At 42.5% G+C, this 15,752-nt stretch carries 13 protein-coding genes; 9 read left to right on the forward strand and 4 right to left on the reverse strand.

Features of this window, described 5'->3' with window-relative positions:
* The first annotated feature begins 12 nt into the window (after nucleotides 1-12).
* From ACIQ0H_RS15530 to yugI, 4 genes are all read left to right on the forward strand, one after another.
* Complete coding sequence (locus ACIQ0H_RS15530) at nucleotides 13-567, forward strand: RNA polymerase sigma factor (RefSeq protein WP_403416482.1); 555 nt, start codon at nucleotides 13-15, stop codon at nucleotides 565-567.
* Nucleotides 557-2,326, forward strand: a complete 1,770-nt coding sequence (locus tag ACIQ0H_RS15535) for a hypothetical protein (RefSeq protein ID WP_403416484.1) — start codon at nucleotides 557-559, stop codon at nucleotides 2,324-2,326. Before ACIQ0H_RS15530 ends, ACIQ0H_RS15535 begins: the two co-directional genes overlap by 11 nt.
* Nucleotides 2,327-2,464: 138 nt before the next feature.
* Entirely contained in the window at nucleotides 2,465-4,573 is a 2,109-nt protein-coding gene (locus ACIQ0H_RS15540; RefSeq protein WP_403416487.1) for an RNA polymerase sigma factor, read from the forward strand.
* A 160-nt stretch (nucleotides 4,574-4,733) separates the two neighbouring features.
* Nucleotides 4,734-5,108: a S1 domain-containing post-transcriptional regulator GSP13 gene (gene yugI / locus ACIQ0H_RS15545; protein WP_403416490.1), complete on the forward strand. Its 375-nt coding sequence runs from the start codon at nucleotides 4,734-4,736 to the stop codon at nucleotides 5,106-5,108.
* Between the two features lie 198 nt (nucleotides 5,109-5,306).
* Here the strand turns inward: yugI and ACIQ0H_RS15550 are convergent, their stop codons facing one another.
* Nucleotides 5,307-6,614 carry an AAA-type ATPase lid domain-containing protein gene (locus ACIQ0H_RS15550; RefSeq protein WP_403416492.1) on the reverse strand — a complete coding sequence of 436 codons (1,308 nt, stop codon included), beginning with the start codon at nucleotides 6,612-6,614 and terminating at the stop codon, nucleotides 5,307-5,309.
* 141 nt (nucleotides 6,615-6,755) lie between these two features.
* Between ACIQ0H_RS15550 and pruA the strand changes: the two genes are divergently transcribed.
* The 3 genes from pruA to ACIQ0H_RS15565 all read left to right on the forward strand — a co-directional run bounded on the left by pruA (nucleotide 6,756) and on the right by ACIQ0H_RS15565 (nucleotide 10,926).
* On the forward strand, nucleotides 6,756-8,300 hold the full coding sequence (gene pruA / locus ACIQ0H_RS15555) for an L-glutamate gamma-semialdehyde dehydrogenase (protein WP_403416494.1): 1,545 nt from the start codon (nucleotides 6,756-6,758) through the stop codon (nucleotides 8,298-8,300).
* Nucleotides 8,301-8,406: 106 nt separating this feature from the next.
* Entirely contained in the window at nucleotides 8,407-9,600 is a 1,194-nt protein-coding gene (locus ACIQ0H_RS15560) for an ornithine--oxo-acid transaminase (RefSeq protein ID WP_403416497.1), read from the forward strand.
* An 81-nt stretch (nucleotides 9,601-9,681) separates the two neighbouring features.
* Complete coding sequence (locus ACIQ0H_RS15565; RefSeq protein WP_403416499.1) at nucleotides 9,682-10,926, forward strand: Glu/Leu/Phe/Val family dehydrogenase; 1,245 nt, start codon at nucleotides 9,682-9,684, stop codon at nucleotides 10,924-10,926.
* Between the two features lie 46 nt (nucleotides 10,927-10,972).
* Here ACIQ0H_RS15565 and ACIQ0H_RS15570 read toward each other — a convergent pair whose 3' ends face one another.
* Complete coding sequence (locus ACIQ0H_RS15570) at nucleotides 10,973-11,209, reverse strand: DUF378 domain-containing protein (protein WP_403416502.1); 237 nt, start codon at nucleotides 11,207-11,209, stop codon at nucleotides 10,973-10,975.
* Nucleotides 11,210-11,328: 119 nt separating this feature from the next.
* Between ACIQ0H_RS15570 and ACIQ0H_RS15575 the strand changes: the two genes are divergently transcribed.
* On the forward strand, nucleotides 11,329-12,492 hold the full coding sequence (locus tag ACIQ0H_RS15575; protein ID WP_403416504.1) for an iron-containing alcohol dehydrogenase: 1,164 nt from the start codon (nucleotides 11,329-11,331) through the stop codon (nucleotides 12,490-12,492).
* 50 nt (nucleotides 12,493-12,542) lie between these two features.
* Here the strand turns inward: ACIQ0H_RS15575 and ACIQ0H_RS15580 are convergent, their stop codons facing one another.
* Entirely contained in the window at nucleotides 12,543-13,547 is a 1,005-nt protein-coding gene (locus ACIQ0H_RS15580) for a cation diffusion facilitator family transporter (protein WP_403416506.1), read from the reverse strand.
* 12 nt (nucleotides 13,548-13,559) lie between these two features.
* Entirely contained in the window at nucleotides 13,560-14,282 is a 723-nt protein-coding gene (locus ACIQ0H_RS15585; protein ID WP_403416508.1) for an MgtC/SapB family protein, read from the reverse strand.
* A 123-nt stretch (nucleotides 14,283-14,405) separates the two neighbouring features.
* On the opposite strand from ACIQ0H_RS15585, the gene ACIQ0H_RS15590 reads away from it, so the two are divergent.
* Nucleotides 14,406-15,308, forward strand: a complete 903-nt coding sequence (locus ACIQ0H_RS15590; RefSeq protein ID WP_403416510.1) for a DMT family transporter — start codon at nucleotides 14,406-14,408, stop codon at nucleotides 15,306-15,308.
* Nucleotides 15,309-15,752: the final 444 nt, after the last annotated feature.

The following is a 15,752-nucleotide window of genomic DNA, read 5'->3' on the forward strand; positions in this document are numbered from 1 at the left end:
GCGGGGGGAAACATGAACGAAATCGACTTAATTGAAAAAGCGCAGCAAGGGGATCGGGTCGCTTATGGGGAGCTGATGAAGTTACATTATCGTACGGTTGAGAAATTTGCCTATCAATGTGGCGTGCAACTTGACGACGTACCGGATGTGACGCAGGAAGTATTCATCAAATTACACAGGTTTTTGCATCAATTCAATCAAGACCGCTTCACGACATGGCTGTATAAAATCACGTTGAACACGGCGCGCGATTATTACCGGAAAGAAAATCGTGAACGGGATAAACAACAGAAGGCCGTCGACCATACACACGTCACCGCACAAGATTCGGCGGAGATTCAAGTTCTATTATTTGAAGAGGATCGCGAATTGCACGAAGCGATTATCCAGCTAGATGAGAAATATAGATTACCACTGATTTTGTACTATTTTCAAGATTTATCCTATCAACAAATTGCGGATGTCTTGAACATTACATTATCCGCTGTGAAAACACGTTTACATCGAGCGAAAGACGGATTGAAAAAAGCGATAGACAACCAGGGAGGCGTGAGTCATGGGGAATGATAACTTCGACAAACGGATGGAATTTTTAAAAACGTCCTATGATCGGATACCCTCTTCATTTGATCCTGATGAAGTACTCCAGAAAATTGAAGAGGAGACGAATAAGTCGGGGAAGAAGGAACCTTCTAGTAAGAAAAAAGGATCGCTCAGACGTACGATAACTGCTTGGGGTGTCGGCGTTGCCAGTGTATTGTTGTTCGGTATAATTACGGCTTTGTTTGTCGCTGATCATAACGAAAAACTAGCTGGAGCTGAATATGTCGAAAAACTCCAAAAGGGCTATGCCGTAGAGCGTGAAAAGAAACGGGATGTTTTGAAGTTAGAAGAGGACAAATTTGGCAAGTTGGCGTTCGTGGAGGACGCAGATACGATTATTGAAAAAATTGCCGACGACAAAGAACAAGCAAAAGCGGACTATGAGCGTGCACGATCGACTTTGGCATTACCATCCGACATGATGAAGAATATCGCTGATCAGTCTTTAGTGGAGGATGAACAAGCGAGTTTAGCTTATCTCGATTCGTTTTTCGGAAAAGTAAGTAGTCTCATCGGTGTCTATGATGAAATTTTGGTGGAAAATAAACAGGCGATTGAAGACTATGAAATGGATCCTACTGCCGATAAAGCGAAAGTGATGATGCTAAGTCCCGATACATTTCCGAAGGAACTTCAAAATATCATTGATACGATGGAGGAGCAATATATCGAACTGACGATGGATTGGAACACTGGGAAGATTTCGCCACATTTTTATGCGCCAAGGCTGGCTGACAAGGTAAAGTCTAATTTTCATCCTGATACGCGCGCTTATGTCACGTTGGCACTTGCGAGAACCGGGCAGCCTGGAGGTATCGACCATGATGGATTGGCAGAAATAGCTAGCCAGACAATTACATTGCCAAATCGTGATTTTGAACAACAAGTAAAATCGCTGTATGAGCAATTTAAGACCTCTCATGATAAGACTGTTTTTAAAGGGTACTCACTCATTTATTTTGCAGGCGTATTTAATTATGCCAATGATATGGATGATCCTGAAACAATGTATTATTTAACGCAGAGTGATGAGATCGTCGTTGGCTTAAACGACTATACGTTGGAGGGGTACGTTGCGAATTGGCGCAAAGGTAGGTCGCTTTTTAAGGATACGGAGCAAATCGTATTTTCCGCAGAATCCGTGACACAAAGTGGTACTTCGCTTAGCGCTTCTGTTCAAATGATTCGTAACGATGGGACATCCGAGGATTTTATTTTTTTATGGGGGTACAAACAGAATTGGGAATTATTTATGGGGTGGTTAAAACCGTTACCATCCACAGATCGTACGCCGGAAACACCGATTGATGAGGAGTTTATGGCAAGTGTCCTTCTAGAGTATGAACTATATACAAAAGCTAATTATCAATATGATTTATATGAAGTAGACGCAACGGTGATTGTCGGGCTCTATTTTTACGCAGGAGAGATTGGTGATTATGAAACACAGTATTCGTTGTATGTCCAAGGAGAGTTTGGACCACCCGTCGACAAGGAAACGTTCATCAAAGAGGCGGCTTTAAGTCCAAGCATCAAATTCGATGAAATGTATACGTCGATTTCATTCAAAGCAAATGAGCAGCAAGGGGAAGATGGCAATTGGAGTGGGCTTGCTACACTGACGCTACATCCTGAACACGATCCTAATAACAGCAAAACACAGTATTTTTCTATGACGCAGACGGGGAGTAGCTGGCGCGTTAATTATCTACCTATGCAATGAGTCGAGTAAAGAAAGGTTATCCCGCATGTTGGGGTAACCTTTTTGTCTGTAAACGAATACCCATACAAACCGAACTCTTTGCTGTTCGGTTTGGTATAGTGGGAATAGATAGTTTGTTGTTGGGGAGGGGGAAATAGTATGAAAGATGAGATTGCTGGATTTGAAGAGTGGATGGATCGCAATTCACGTGCTATCGAACGATTTGCATTTCAGTATGGCTGTTCGCCCGAGCAAGCCGCACAAATGGCGGAGGAAACGTTTCGTGACTTGTATCAAGATGTGGAGAAAAGGGAAGAAGGCAAGCTAGCTGTTTATAAAGTAGCTTTGGAAAAGCTGAGACATATTGAACAGCTGAATCCAATGCTTGTCAGTCCCTTTACATTCGAGGAAGACGCCGATTTTCATTCAAAAATCATAATGCTAGCTGAAAACGCTCGTGTCCCACTTACTCTGCATGTGTTCCACGGATGTAGCATCGAAGAGATTGCTGAGATGATGACTCTTCCGGTGGGGGAAGTAGAGTCAACGATTCAAGCCGCGAAAGAGTTACTAAGAGGAGCAATTGGAAATCCGTCAGTGGACATTGTTGAAAAACGTTTTGAGTTTCTAGGTAAATCGTACGATCGCCTCCCGATACTCTTTCATGCGGACAATGTACATAGGCAGGAATATGCGCCAATCGTAAAAGAGCGGAAGAAGTTCGGGCGAAGAGGATGGGTAACGGCCATTATCCTTGGAGTACTACTAGTGGGTCTAGTGGGGAGTACATATTTTACCAGTGAAGATTGGGAACTTCGGTCGGATCGTAAGTATATCGAAGGACTGGAGAAAGAATTTGCCGAGAGCGTTTCCGTCAAGCAAGAGATTTTGGGTGTAAGTGATGATGTATTTGGACGAATTCATTTTATCCAGATCGCTCAAGAACGATTTAAAGACATACTAATAGAGCTAGAAGATAAAAATCAAGAAGGTAAAAAAATCGATCGTCAGCTAGCGGAGGCTTGGATGCTCGAGCTGACTGAAGCGATGAAGTTACCGTCTGAGCTGGCGGACGAATTATTTGCAGCGCCACTTGTCGATGATGCTGCACAAAGTATGATGTTTGCCGAAGTGTATCTAATGAAAGTAGATGGGGTTAGATATTCACTTTACGAATTATATGCTAATGACTACGACAAGCTTCGTGAAGCGCTTAGAACGGGAACGTTTGATGCAGAAGCTATTGCGTCACAACAAGATGTATATTCCGAAGAGACGATCGAGGCGATTCAGGCACTGTCTAGTCAGAATATTGATCGCTATTTGGAGGATGTAGTTGTGATGCGCAATGAAGATAGTGAATTCATCGCGAAGCTTCGTGCTGCGCTACATGAATCGGCGGGTAGCTCCCTTACAGAATACGAGAAAGCACCGTTTCTATTGGGTGACCAACTTTTCTATTCACTTGATGAAACCATTGAATTAATCGAAGAAATGGAACGAACGGTTGTGGCGGCGAGGCGGAACGGATGGATGGGTCATTCGATGGAAAGGACTATGTTGAGTCTCCTTGATGCGATGCTGCAAGGAAGAACTATTGAGGAATTCAAAAGTAGTGATGGTTCAATTACTGACGTGCATCGCAGCGCTTGGAAGCAGCTAGCATCACTCGGTCCAGATTCTGGAGTGGGCGTCATCATGACGAGGATTGTGGAAGAGATGGAAGTTTCGGGTTGGAAACACTCTGAATTTCGGGATTCAATGGGTAACTGGCAAATTAATGAAGCTTATTCCTTTGCGGTAAACGGAGATTTGGAGAGATATGAAGAGCAACCATTTGCGGGAATGTATGATCAGATGACTTATTCACTTCCAAACAGTCAATTAGATAGTGAGGTTGCCGATTTATACGACGAATTTTCGATTGCCTATGATAGAAACCTTTTGAAAAATGTTAACCCATTAGTGATCATTGGTTTATTTTACTATGCAAATGATAAGGAAAACCCAGCTGTGATGTGGCATTTAACGGATCCAGCATCGCGCGTTTCAAGTTTACAAGATTTTAAGTCGAAAGAGATTGCTCTATTGGATATCACAGACGCCATCTCGTATGATTCATCAATGTTGATGGATGATGGAAGCACACGAACAGTACCCATTGAATTCGAGCGCAATGGCAAAATGTATTACAATGTCTGGATGACCTATGCGGAAGATAACGTCTGGCAACTAGAATCCATTGTTATCGAAGAAGGTAGTCTTTAAAACTGATATGGGAGAAGTGAATGCATCTGCTGTAGGCTTGTTTTAAAATCAGTTGAACTATTCAGCCAACTTTTTGCCCAGCATCCCTAATCATGGTATAATTTTGGTGGCCTTATCGGCGGCAGATAAGATATCGAAAATAGAGTGGGAGCTGTTTCAAATGGCAAGAAAATATGAGGCTGGAGAAGAGCTTTCCGGCAAAGTAACAGGGATTCAACCGTATGGTGCATTCGTTGCACTTGATGAAGAGACACAAGGGCTGGTCCACATTTCTGAAATAACCTACGGATTCGTGAAAGATATTCATGAGTTTCTTACTGTGGGGCAGGAAGTAAACGTGAAGGTGCTAGAAGTTGACGAATCAGCAGGGAAAATTAGCCTGTCTATTCGTGCGTTACTAGAAGCACCACAATCCATACGTAAAGATGATAATCCACGCAAAACACTGCAAGCACGTGTCAATGAACGTGATGCAGATGGATTTAATTCATTGAAAGACAAACTTCAAGACTGGATTGAAAAATCGGGGCAATAAGAGGAACGTAGCCTAAGAGCGCGACGTCCTGTCGTAACAAAGAGGGATGTAGTTCAATCCCTCTCGGCTACATGACCCACATCGTGTGGGCCCAAGCGGAAGCGCCTAGGCGGTAGAGGCTAGACAATAAGTGGAACTGACACATTTTATGTGTGCTAGAACAAAAAATGAGGAACTTAGGCATCGCAGCCAAGTTCCTCATTTTTTTATTTTCCTCAATCGATACTGTAGATTTTGTCTGCTCATTCCCAATGCGTTCGCGGTCTTTGTGACATTTTCATCATTCAGTTTCATGGCTTTTTGCAAGTAATATACTTCTGCCTCGCGTAAAAATTGGTCAAGAGGTAGTAATTCTTTATTCGGTTGGACGATAAAGTCCGCCGCTTGCATAGGGTCATCGGACATCTCATTACTTTTCATCCGAAAATGAAGAGGGAGCATGTCATATGTGATGACGGTCTCCTGTGTAACGAGTGAAGAAATTTCATCTAGTAGAAATTCGAGTTCCCGCATATTCCCTGGCCAATTGTAGCTGAGAAACAGATTTTCTACCTCCGATGAAATTCCTTGCAGTAATGAACCATACCGCTCACTGCGCCGCATTAAATAGGCAGTAAGGAACGGCAGTATATCTTCTTTGCGTTTTCGCAGAGGGGGGATTCGAATCGTGAATGATGAAAAGAAATAATACAAGTCCTTCAACAAAGCCCCCGAGGCGATTAGCTCCACGGGATCATCTCCGATACTCGCGATGAATTGGCGGTTACTTGAAGACGTTTTTCTGAGTATGGCAAGTAATTTTTGCTGCAATGGAATCGACAATAAATCAATTCTTTCACAAAACAATGTAAATGGCCCCGGATCATTTAAGTCTTCGCTTAAGCGCTCGATAAGAATAGGGTCTGAACTATGACAAAATAGGGTATAGAATAGTCCGTTGGAAGGCGACAATTCATTGTGTATGCTTTCCGCAATAAGATCCTTACCCGTACCAGATTCACCAATCAGCAAAACGGGCAATTTTGCACGCGTTGCTTTTTTGGCAGTTGAAATGACTGCTTTCATAGGAGGGGAGACCGCAATGATCTGACCAAATGTAACGGGATCACTATTTTTCCGATAAGGCTGAAGTACGAACTTTTCGAGAGCAGTCACATCAAGGGCAAGTTCAATAGCACCAATAAGATTAGTCTCATTGTAAATGGGGTATGTATCATTGATGGTTGTAATCTCGGTACCGTTTCTATTCCAATATGTCTGCTTTACATTCAATTGTTCTTTGCCGCTTTGCAATACCTGTAACAGTGTACTTTCTTGCTGTTCAAAATTGAACAGCTCCAAAATCGAACGGTCACCTACGTCTTCGAGTGCGAGGCCTTCGATTTCTTTCATCTTGTCATTATAGATAACAGTCCGACCATTATTGTCGATGGCATGGATGCCAACCGCGGCGTGGTCGACTGCAAACATGTAAAATGGGAGGAGTGATTCATCGATTTTTTTCAAAATAACCACCGTCCAATAAATTTTTTGTGTACAAATAATGAATAACACTTGAAATCTGCAACAATCTTTTGCATTATTATATATGTAATCAATTACTAAGTGCAAATAATCTTTGCGTTCTACTACAAAAGGAGGAACAACATGATTCCATATAAACACGAACCATTCACAGACTTTACCGTAGAAGAGAACAAACAAGCTTTCCTTGAGGCTATGAAAACAGTCGAAGGTTACCTTGGTCAAGACTACCCACTTATTATCGGTGGAGAGCGCATCATGACAGAAGACAAATTAGTATCTACTAACCCTGCAAACAAAGCAGAAGTTATTGGTGCTGTTTCTAAAGCGAGCAGAGACCTTGCTGAAAAAGCAATGACAGTTGCGGATGAAACATTCAACACATGGAAAAAAGTAAAACCTGAATTCCGCGCGGATGTATTATTCAAAGCAGCTGCAATCATTCGTCGTCGTAAACACGAATTCTCAGCACTTTTGACAAAAGAAGCAGGAAAGCCTTGGAACGAAGCGGATGCAGATACAGCTGAAGCAATCGACTTCCTAGAATTCTATGCGCGTCAAATGCTTAAATTAAAAGATGGTATTCCAGTTGAAAGCCGTCCAGGCGAGTACAACCGTTTTGACTACATTCCACTTGGTGTGGGCGTTGTCATCTCTCCATGGAACTTTGCATTTGCAATCATGGCTGGAACAGCAGTGGCAGCACTTGTAACTGGTAATACAGTTCTATTGAAGCCAGCATCGACAACTCCTGTTGTTGCTTACAAATTCATCGAAGTGCTTGAAGAAGCAGGTATGCCTGCTGGTGTCGTTAACTACATTCCTGGATCAGGCGCTGAAGTTGGGGACTACCTAGTTGATCACCCAAGAACGCGTTTCATCTCCTTCACGGGTTCACGTGAAATTGGAACACGCATCTATGAGCGTGCTGCAGTTGTCAACGAAGGCCAAATTTGGTTGAAACGTGTGATTGCTGAAATGGGCGGTAAAGATACAATCGTTGTCGACAACGATGCAGATCTTGAGCTTGCAGCACAATCTATCGTTAAATCTGCATTTGGTTTCAGCGGTCAGAAATGTTCAGCTTGTTCACGTGCAGTAATTCACGAAGATGTCTACGACCAAGTTGTGGCACGCGTTGAAGTATTGACGAAAGAATTGACATACGGAGATCCTGCTGAACAATCTAACTTCACAGGTCCTGTTATCGACCAAGCATCATTCGATAAAGTAATGAGCTACATTGAAATTGGTAAAGAAGAAGGCCGTATTATTGCGGGCGGAACTGGCGACAGTTCAAAAGGATTCTTCGTTGCACCAACAGTTATTGCGGATCTTGATCCAAAAGCGCGTGTGATGCAAGAAGAAATCTTTGGCCCAGTTGTCGGTATCACTAAAGCGAAAAGCTTCACGGAAGCAATTGAAATTGCTAACAACACAGACTACGGTCTAACTGGTGCGGTCATTACAAATAACCGTTTCCACATCGAACAAGCACGTGAAGATTTCCACGTAGGTAACCTGTACTTCAACCGTAATTGCACAGGTGCAATCGTTGGTTACCAACCATTTGGTGGTTTCAACATGTCAGGTACGGACTCAAAAGCAGGCGGACCAGACTACTTGCAACTTCATATGCAAGGTAAAACAACTTCAGAGACGTTTTAAGAAAAGCGTAGGGCGTCTGCCTAGATGTTCCAGGAATGAGAGGAAGCCAGGCCTATCCTTGTGATAGGTCTGGCTATTACATAACCAAACAAGGGGAGGAATACGCATGACAGTATCAGAGACAGTGATTGTACAGACAGAGAAATTTGGTGCTAATAACTACCATCCACTACCAATCGTAATTTCAGAAGCACAAGGTGTGTGGGTGAAAGATCCAGAAGGTAATAAGTATATGGATATGCTATCTGCTTATTCCGCTGTTAACCAAGGGCATCGTCATCCGAAAATTATCCAAGCGCTAAAAGACCAAGCCGATAAAGTGACACTTACTTCACGTGCTTTCCACAACGACCAACTGGGTCCGTGGTACGAGAAGATTTGTGAACTGTCTGGCAAAGAAATGGCATTACCGATGAACACGGGCGCAGAAGCTGTCGAAACAGCTGTCAAAGCGGCGCGTCGTTGGGCTTATGATGTCAAAGGGATTGCTGAAGATCAAGCGGGAATTGTGGCTTGTATCGGTAACTTCCATGGTCGTACGATGACGGCTGTTTCATTATCATCTGAGGCTGAATACAAGCGTGGCTTCGGTCCAATGCTTCCAGGTATTGACCTCATTCCGTACGGTGACATTGCAGCACTTGAAGCTGCTATTACTCCGAATACGGCAGCATTCCTTATTGAACCGATTCAAGGTGAAGCGGGTATCGTTATTCCACCAGCAGGTTTCATGAAAGCTGCACATGACCTTTGTAAGAAACATAATGTTCTATTCATTGCCGACGAAATCCAAGCAGGTCTATGCCGTACTGGAAAAATGTTTGCTTGTGAATGGGAAGATATCGAACCGGATATGTATATTCTTGGTAAAGCTCTAGGCGGCGGCGTATTCCCGATTTCTTGCGTAGTAGCTGATAAAGAAATTCTTAGCGTCTTTAATCCAGGCTCGCACGGGTCGACATTTGGCGGTAACCCGATGGCATGTGCAGTATCTATTGCATCCCTAGAAGTGCTTGAAGAAGAGGAATTAGCGCGGAAATCACTTGAACTAGGAAACTATTTCATGGAAGAGTTAAAGAAAATTGATAATCCGTCGATTAAAGAAGTAAGAGGACGTGGACTGTTTATCGGTGTAGAATTGTCAGAAGCGGCGCGCCCATATTGTGAGGCGTTTAAAGAACTAGGCCTGCTTTGTAAAGAGACACACGACACAGTTATTCGTTTTGCGCCACCACTCATCATTACAAAAGAAGAGTTGGATTGGGCACTTGAAAGAATTAAAAAAGTTTTTGCGAATTGAATAATATCTGCAAAAATCTTGTCTAATATGTTACAATGTATATAAAGAAAACATTATGAATCAAAGAGGCGAACCATTAAAATGACTGAAAACCTGAATCTGTTTACGTCTACACAAGATGTCATTAAAGATGCACTTGAGAAATTAGGCTATGATGAAGGAATGTACGAACTTTTAAAAGAACCACTACGTATGGTCGAAGTCCGTATTCCAATCCGCATGGATGATGGCAAGGTAAAAGTATTCAAAGGCTACCGTGGTCAGCACAATGATGCTGTTGGACCAACAAAAGGTGGCGTTCGATTCCACCCGGAAGTTACGGCTGAAGAAGTTAAAGCACTTTCAATGTGGATGACATTGAAAGCTGGTATTGTTGATCTGCCATATGGCGGAGGTAAAGGTGCAATCATCTGTGATCCACGTGAAATGTCAATGGGAGAACTTGAGCGTTTAAGCCGCGGATATGTCCGTGCACTAAGCCAAGTAATGGGACCAGCTAAAGATATCCCTGCTCCAGACGTCTTCACAAATGCGCAAATCATGGCATGGATGATGGATGAATATAGCCGAATCGACGAATTCAACTCACCGGGCTTCATAACGGGTAAACCGATTGTACTTGGTGGATCTCAAGGACGCGACCGTGCAACTGCAGAAGGTGTAACAATCATCATCGAAGAAGCGGCTAAACGTCGTGGAATTGATATGAAAGGTGCGCGTATCGTTATTCAAGGATTCGGAAACGCAGGAAGCTTCCTATCCAAATTCCTTCATGACGCAGGGGCGAAAGTAATTGGTATTTCCGATGCTTACGGTGCTCTTCATGATCCTGAAGGTCTTGATATCGACTACTTGCTAGATCGTCGTGATAGTTTTGGAACTGTTACAACGCTTTTCGATAATACGATTACAAACCAAGAATTGCTTGAACTCGATTGTGATATTCTTGTGCCAGCAGCAATTGCAAACCAAATTACTGAGAAAAATGCACATAATGTCAAAGCTAAAATCGTTGTTGAAGCAGCAAATGGTCCAACAACTGCAGAAGGGACAAAAATCCTTTCAGAGCGTGGAATCCTCCTCGTTCCGGACGTCCTTGCAAGTGCTGGTGGTGTAACGGTTTCTTACTTCGAGTGGGTTCAAAATAACATGGGTTATTACTGGACTGAAGAAGAAGTTCGTGAAAAAATGACGAAAAAAATGGTTGATGCATTTGAAAATGTATATACAGTAGCTACGACACGCAACATCGACATGCGCCTTGCAGCGTACATGATTGGTGTGCGTAAAACAGCGGAAGCATCTCGTTTCCGTGGTTGGGCATAATCTGAACAAATAAAAGGCATCTCCCGTTTATAGCGGGAGATGCCTTTTACACTTCTTTAGGCGAGTGCACCTGGATATCATGTCGATTTCGTTGATAATCAAATAGTATCCCAAGATTGATAAGTCCAGAAATACCAATGAGTAGGTAAACAAAGCGTGCAAGTGGTTCGGCGGTGCCGCCAGCCATTTGTGCAACGACATCAAATCGGAATATACCTGCGACGCCCCAGTTAAGCGCGCCGATAATGGTGATTGCTAATGCTATTTTCTGCACAGTTCCCATCTATTTACACCTCCTAAATTTACTATTCCCAGTAGCTTTTTTTTCATACGTGGTTCGTTAATTTTGCAAAACAGTCGTAGGTTTTAGATAATGAAGTGAAGAGAAGGGAGCTCATTTAGATGAATGAATTTGTATTTCACAATCCGGTAAAGCTTATTTTTGGAAAAGGTCAGGTACATAGGTTATCGGACGAGCTAGCAAGCTACGGAAAAAAGGTGCTCGTCGTTTATGGTGGCGGTAGTATTAAACGTAATGGTTTGTATGATGAAGTGATGACGATTCTAAATGATCAAGGTATGGAAGTACATGAGTTGTCGGGTGTGGAGCCAAATCCGCGTTTGTCAACTGCTCGCAAAGGTGCGGCTATTTGTAAGGAGCACGGGATTGATGTGATTTTAGCAGTTGGTGGCGGATCTGTTATTGATTGTACGAAGTTAATTGCGGTAGCGGCGAAATACGAGGGAGATGCATGGGACTTTGTCGTGGGGAAAGCTTCTCCGAAAGAAGCACTACCATTTGGAACGATTTTGACGATTGCAGCAACAGGTTCTGAAATGAATCGAGGATCGGTCATTACAAATGAAGAAACGCAAGAGAAGTATGGTTGGGGAAGTTCATTCAGTTACCCGCAATTTTCTATTCTAGATCCGACCTATACGTTATCAGTCCCGAAAGATCAAACTGTCTATGGCATTGTAGATATGATGTCTCATGTTTTTGAACAATATTTCAATAACGCGAAAAACACACCTGTACAGGATGAGTTATGTGAAGGTGTTTTACGTGCGATCGTTGAAGCGGGACCAAAACTCGTTGAAAACTTAGATGACTATGGCTTGCGAGAAACGATTTTATTTGCAGGGACATGGGGATTGAACGGTTTTCTTCAAATGGGTTATAACGGTGACTGGGCGTCTCATGATATTGAACATGCAATATCAGCAGTCTATGATATCCCGCATGCGGGAGGACTTGCGATACTGTTCCCTCATTGGATGCGCCATAATGTGAAAGTCAATCCAGCGCGATTTGCTAAACTGGGAGTCAATGTGTTCGGGGTTCATCCGGATGGGAAGAGCGACGAAGAGATGGCATTTGAAGGAATTGATAATCTTAGAACGTTCTGGACATCTATCGGGGCACCGAAGACACTTGCCGATTACAACATCGATGATTCTAAGCTTGAGTTAATGGCTGAAAAAGCTACCATCAATGGCCCACTTGGTAATTTTGTTAGTTTGGATAAAAATGATGTGCTGGCAATTTTGAAAGCTTCATTATAAGAAATAAGAAAACGTCGCTTCTGGAGTGTTAACCAGTGCGACGTTTTTTATCATTTAGGTAGTTTAGGGCTGGATGGCTTTCCGGTATCAGGGGAAAGGTCCTTCTTCCAAGTGGATGAAATGCCATCGTCTTCATCGAATGAAATGAGGACATCTCGCACTCCTTTTTGTTTAAGGATTAGCTCTTTCAGTCGATCACTTACATCATCAACATAAGCAACTGTGTGAGATGGATCGACTTCTGCAATCACTTCGACATGAAGAAATTCGCCTTCCTTGATAACTTCAACGCGTTGAATATCTATCACATCGGGGTCATCTGCGACGAGGTGGGCGATATGATTGAGCATCTCTTCATCTGTTTCCCCAATTGCACCTCGAGCATTTTCGAGAAATATTTTACCAACCACGTAAAACATCATGAGCCCAATAAGGATGGAGGCAATCCCTTCTGCAACGAGTAATTCGAAGAAGTGGGCAAGTAGGACGGCGATAAACGCAAGAATGCCGCCTAGGGTTGCGACCAAATCCTCCATGAATACAAGTTTTGTCGCGGGTTTTGCCTTATTGAGATTCTTGAAACTTGTGGTAAGCGGTGCAAGGCCACCTTGTTGAATGCCAGCTTCATGCAGAATTTCTTTCCCGGCTTTAAATAAAACAGTAAATTCCAGGATGATTGCTATGCCAAGAACGGATAGATTAAGGATCAATCCGCTCGATTCAACGGGGTTTAGGATATGATGCCATCCACCGATAATTGCCTCGTAGGACATAATCGCTACAATGATGACGGCACCTAAGCAAACTAAGTTAACGATACGGCCAAATCCATTTGGAAATCTAGGCGTTGGAGCTTTTTTGGACAAAGCGGACCCGATATAAACAAAAAATTGATTGGCAGCATCACCGAGAGAATGTAGCATTTCTGCAAACATAGCTACATTCCCCGTTAGGAAGAATGCGATGGCTTTTAAAATGGCGATAACGGTATTGACGATTGCTGCGAGTAAGGAGGGTTTATTCCCTTCTTTTAAGAGTGTTAATATTTCTTTCATTGTTTTCCTCCGTTATGGAAAGATCTCTATTTCGACAGATTCGATATAGGAAAGTGTAGTTAATTCGATGTACAATTTTGTTGTGGGTTTTTTCGGTAGCGCAGACAATCGAAAATCAAGTTCATGATGCAACTGATTACTATTGCAAGTGATTTGCCGGATCCGCAAATTTTCGATTTTCATCCCTTCTGTTTTTAAATAGGCAATGAGGTCTTCAATTTTTGCTTTATCCGATAAAACAACAATAAAGGCAGCCTCCTTTGTGCGAAGGCGCTTTGGTCCAAATTTGCCGAGCGCGGGTGCAACGACTTCAATGATGAACATGACACTAAGCACTGTGAATGCAGCTTCAATATAAAAACCTGCTCCCACCGCGATTCCGATGCTTGCTGCCCCCCAGATCATCGCTGCCGTTGTTAGGCCAGTAATATTATCATTATCCCTGCGTAAAATAGCGCCAGCTCCGAGGAATCCAATTCCACTCACGATTTGTGCAGCGAGGCGAAGAGGATCCATCGTTACGTTAATATCAGTGCGTGAGGGGACAAGATAAGCAGCTTCGATGGAAATAATGGTTAGCAGGCAACTGAAAGTCGAGATGACTGCGCTTGTCTTCAATCCAATAGGTTTCTTCTTTATTTCCCTTTCTACGCCAATTACTAAACTCAATGCAAGCGCAAGAAGAATTTTTATCAATACTTCGGGATACATCGCCTCATTCGCAATCCAATTCATTCGTCTTCCCCCTTGAACATCTTGATGTCCTTTCTTTTTAATCGTGATATACTTACTACTATTCTTATTGCCATAAACGGTAAGAATATAACCTGATTTTTAATTGAAAGTAGTGTGATCGAAATGGAAAGACCTGCAATTCATCCTTATATCCCGATTATTATTGGGGTAATATCCGTAGCCCTTTCGGCAATCTTTGTTAAGCTTGCCACGGCGGACGCAGGTGTGATTGCATTTTATCGGATGTTCTTCTCTGTTCTTCTGATGTTGCCGATCTTCCTCGTTAAGTATAGGAAAGAACTTTGGACCCTTGGAAAAAGGGATTGGATTTTCTCTGCTATCGCTGGCGTATTTTTAGCATTCCATTTCATTCTGTGGTTTGAATCGCTAAATTACACCTCGGTTGCCAGTTCAACTGTACTTGTCACCTTGCAACCCATCTTCGCTTTTGTAGGGACATACTTCTTCTTTAAAGAGAAACTGTCATTCAAAACGATACTATCCGCAGTTATCGCGATTACAGGGAGCGTAATTATTAGCTGGGGAGACTTTAAATTGAGTGGCACTGCTTTTTATGGGGATATGCTAGCGCTTGCGGGATGTGCACTCATCACGGCTTACCTTCTTTTTGGACAAGATGTGCGGAAACGTTTGTCTCTTATAACATATACGTTTGTCGTTTATTCAATAAGCACAATCACGCTATTTTTTTATGTCCTCATTAAAGGGGAGTCGTTCGGGCCGTATCCCGGATCTGATTGGTTCTGGTTCTTCATGCTGGCACTGATTCCGAATTTGCTTGGTCATACATTATTCAATTGGGCCATCAAATGGGTAAGTACAAATGTTGTATCTATCGCAATCCTATTCGAACCTGTTGGAGCGGCGATCTTGGCGTTCTATGTCTTTAATGAAACCTTAGTCACTTCCCAAATTATCGGCGGGTTGGTTGTGATAGCGGGAATATTACTGTTCGTAATTGACGGTCAAAAATTGAGAGAAAAACTTTTTACGAAAAAGACTTGATTTTTTATATCGTCGTGTAGTATATTAATACATGTCCTCTGGGAGCGAGAAACAACAAAATGAGATTTCGAAAAGAAGTTTTAAAAAAAGTGTTGACTCGTTCTAGAAGAGATGTTATACTAATAAACGTCGCTTCTCGAAGTGGTGAAAACAACTAAAAAGAAATTTAAAAAGTTGTTGACATGAAAAACAAGAAATGATATGATATAAGAGTTGTCACTGAAGCAACGACAACAAACAATATCAACATGAACCTTGAAAACTGAACAGCAAAACGTCAACGAAATATAGCGAGAGTGCCAAGTGCATTTAAGCAAAAACGTTTCTAAGTAAAACGATTTCCGTCGGGTGAACAGAAACACACATGACATTATTAATTTAATGCCAGCAAGAAATGAGCTATTCATTTTCTTCTATTATGGAGAGTTTGATCCTGGCTCAGGA

Origin of the sequence: Sporosarcina sp. NPDC096371, assembly GCF_044762865.1 — a bacterium.
In the GTDB taxonomy this organism is placed as follows: Bacteria; Bacillota; Bacilli; order Bacillales_A; family Planococcaceae; genus Sporosarcina.

Bases quoted from the DNA above. Each gene is read 5' to 3' on its own strand.
- ACIQ0H_RS15530 (WP_403416482.1), top strand. From the start codon at position 13: ATGAACGAAATCGACTTAATTGAAAAAGCGCAGCAAGGGGATCGGGTC.
- ACIQ0H_RS15535 (WP_403416484.1), top strand. From the start codon at position 557: ATGGGGAATGATAACTTCGACAAACGGATGGAATTTTTAAAAACGTCC.
- ACIQ0H_RS15540 (WP_403416487.1), top strand. From the start codon at position 2,465: ATGAAAGATGAGATTGCTGGATTTGAAGAGTGGATGGATCGCAATTCA.
- yugI (WP_403416490.1), top strand. From the start codon at position 4,734: ATGGCAAGAAAATATGAGGCTGGAGAAGAGCTTTCCGGCAAAGTAACA.
- pruA (WP_403416494.1), top strand. From the start codon at position 6,756: ATGATTCCATATAAACACGAACCATTCACAGACTTTACCGTAGAAGAG.
- ACIQ0H_RS15560 (WP_403416497.1), top strand. From the start codon at position 8,407: ATGACAGTATCAGAGACAGTGATTGTACAGACAGAGAAATTTGGTGCT.
- ACIQ0H_RS15565 (WP_403416499.1), top strand. From the start codon at position 9,682: ATGACTGAAAACCTGAATCTGTTTACGTCTACACAAGATGTCATTAAA.
- ACIQ0H_RS15570 (WP_403416502.1), bottom strand. From the start codon at position 11,209: ATGGGAACTGTGCAGAAAATAGCATTAGCAATCACCATTATCGGCGCG.
- ACIQ0H_RS15575 (WP_403416504.1), top strand. From the start codon at position 11,329: ATGAATGAATTTGTATTTCACAATCCGGTAAAGCTTATTTTTGGAAAA.
- ACIQ0H_RS15580 (WP_403416506.1), bottom strand. From the start codon at position 13,547: ATGAAAGAAATATTAACACTCTTAAAAGAAGGGAATAAACCCTCCTTA.
- ACIQ0H_RS15585 (WP_403416508.1), bottom strand. From the start codon at position 14,282: ATGAATTGGATTGCGAATGAGGCGATGTATCCCGAAGTATTGATAAAA.
- ACIQ0H_RS15590 (WP_403416510.1), top strand. From the start codon at position 14,406: ATGGAAAGACCTGCAATTCATCCTTATATCCCGATTATTATTGGGGTA.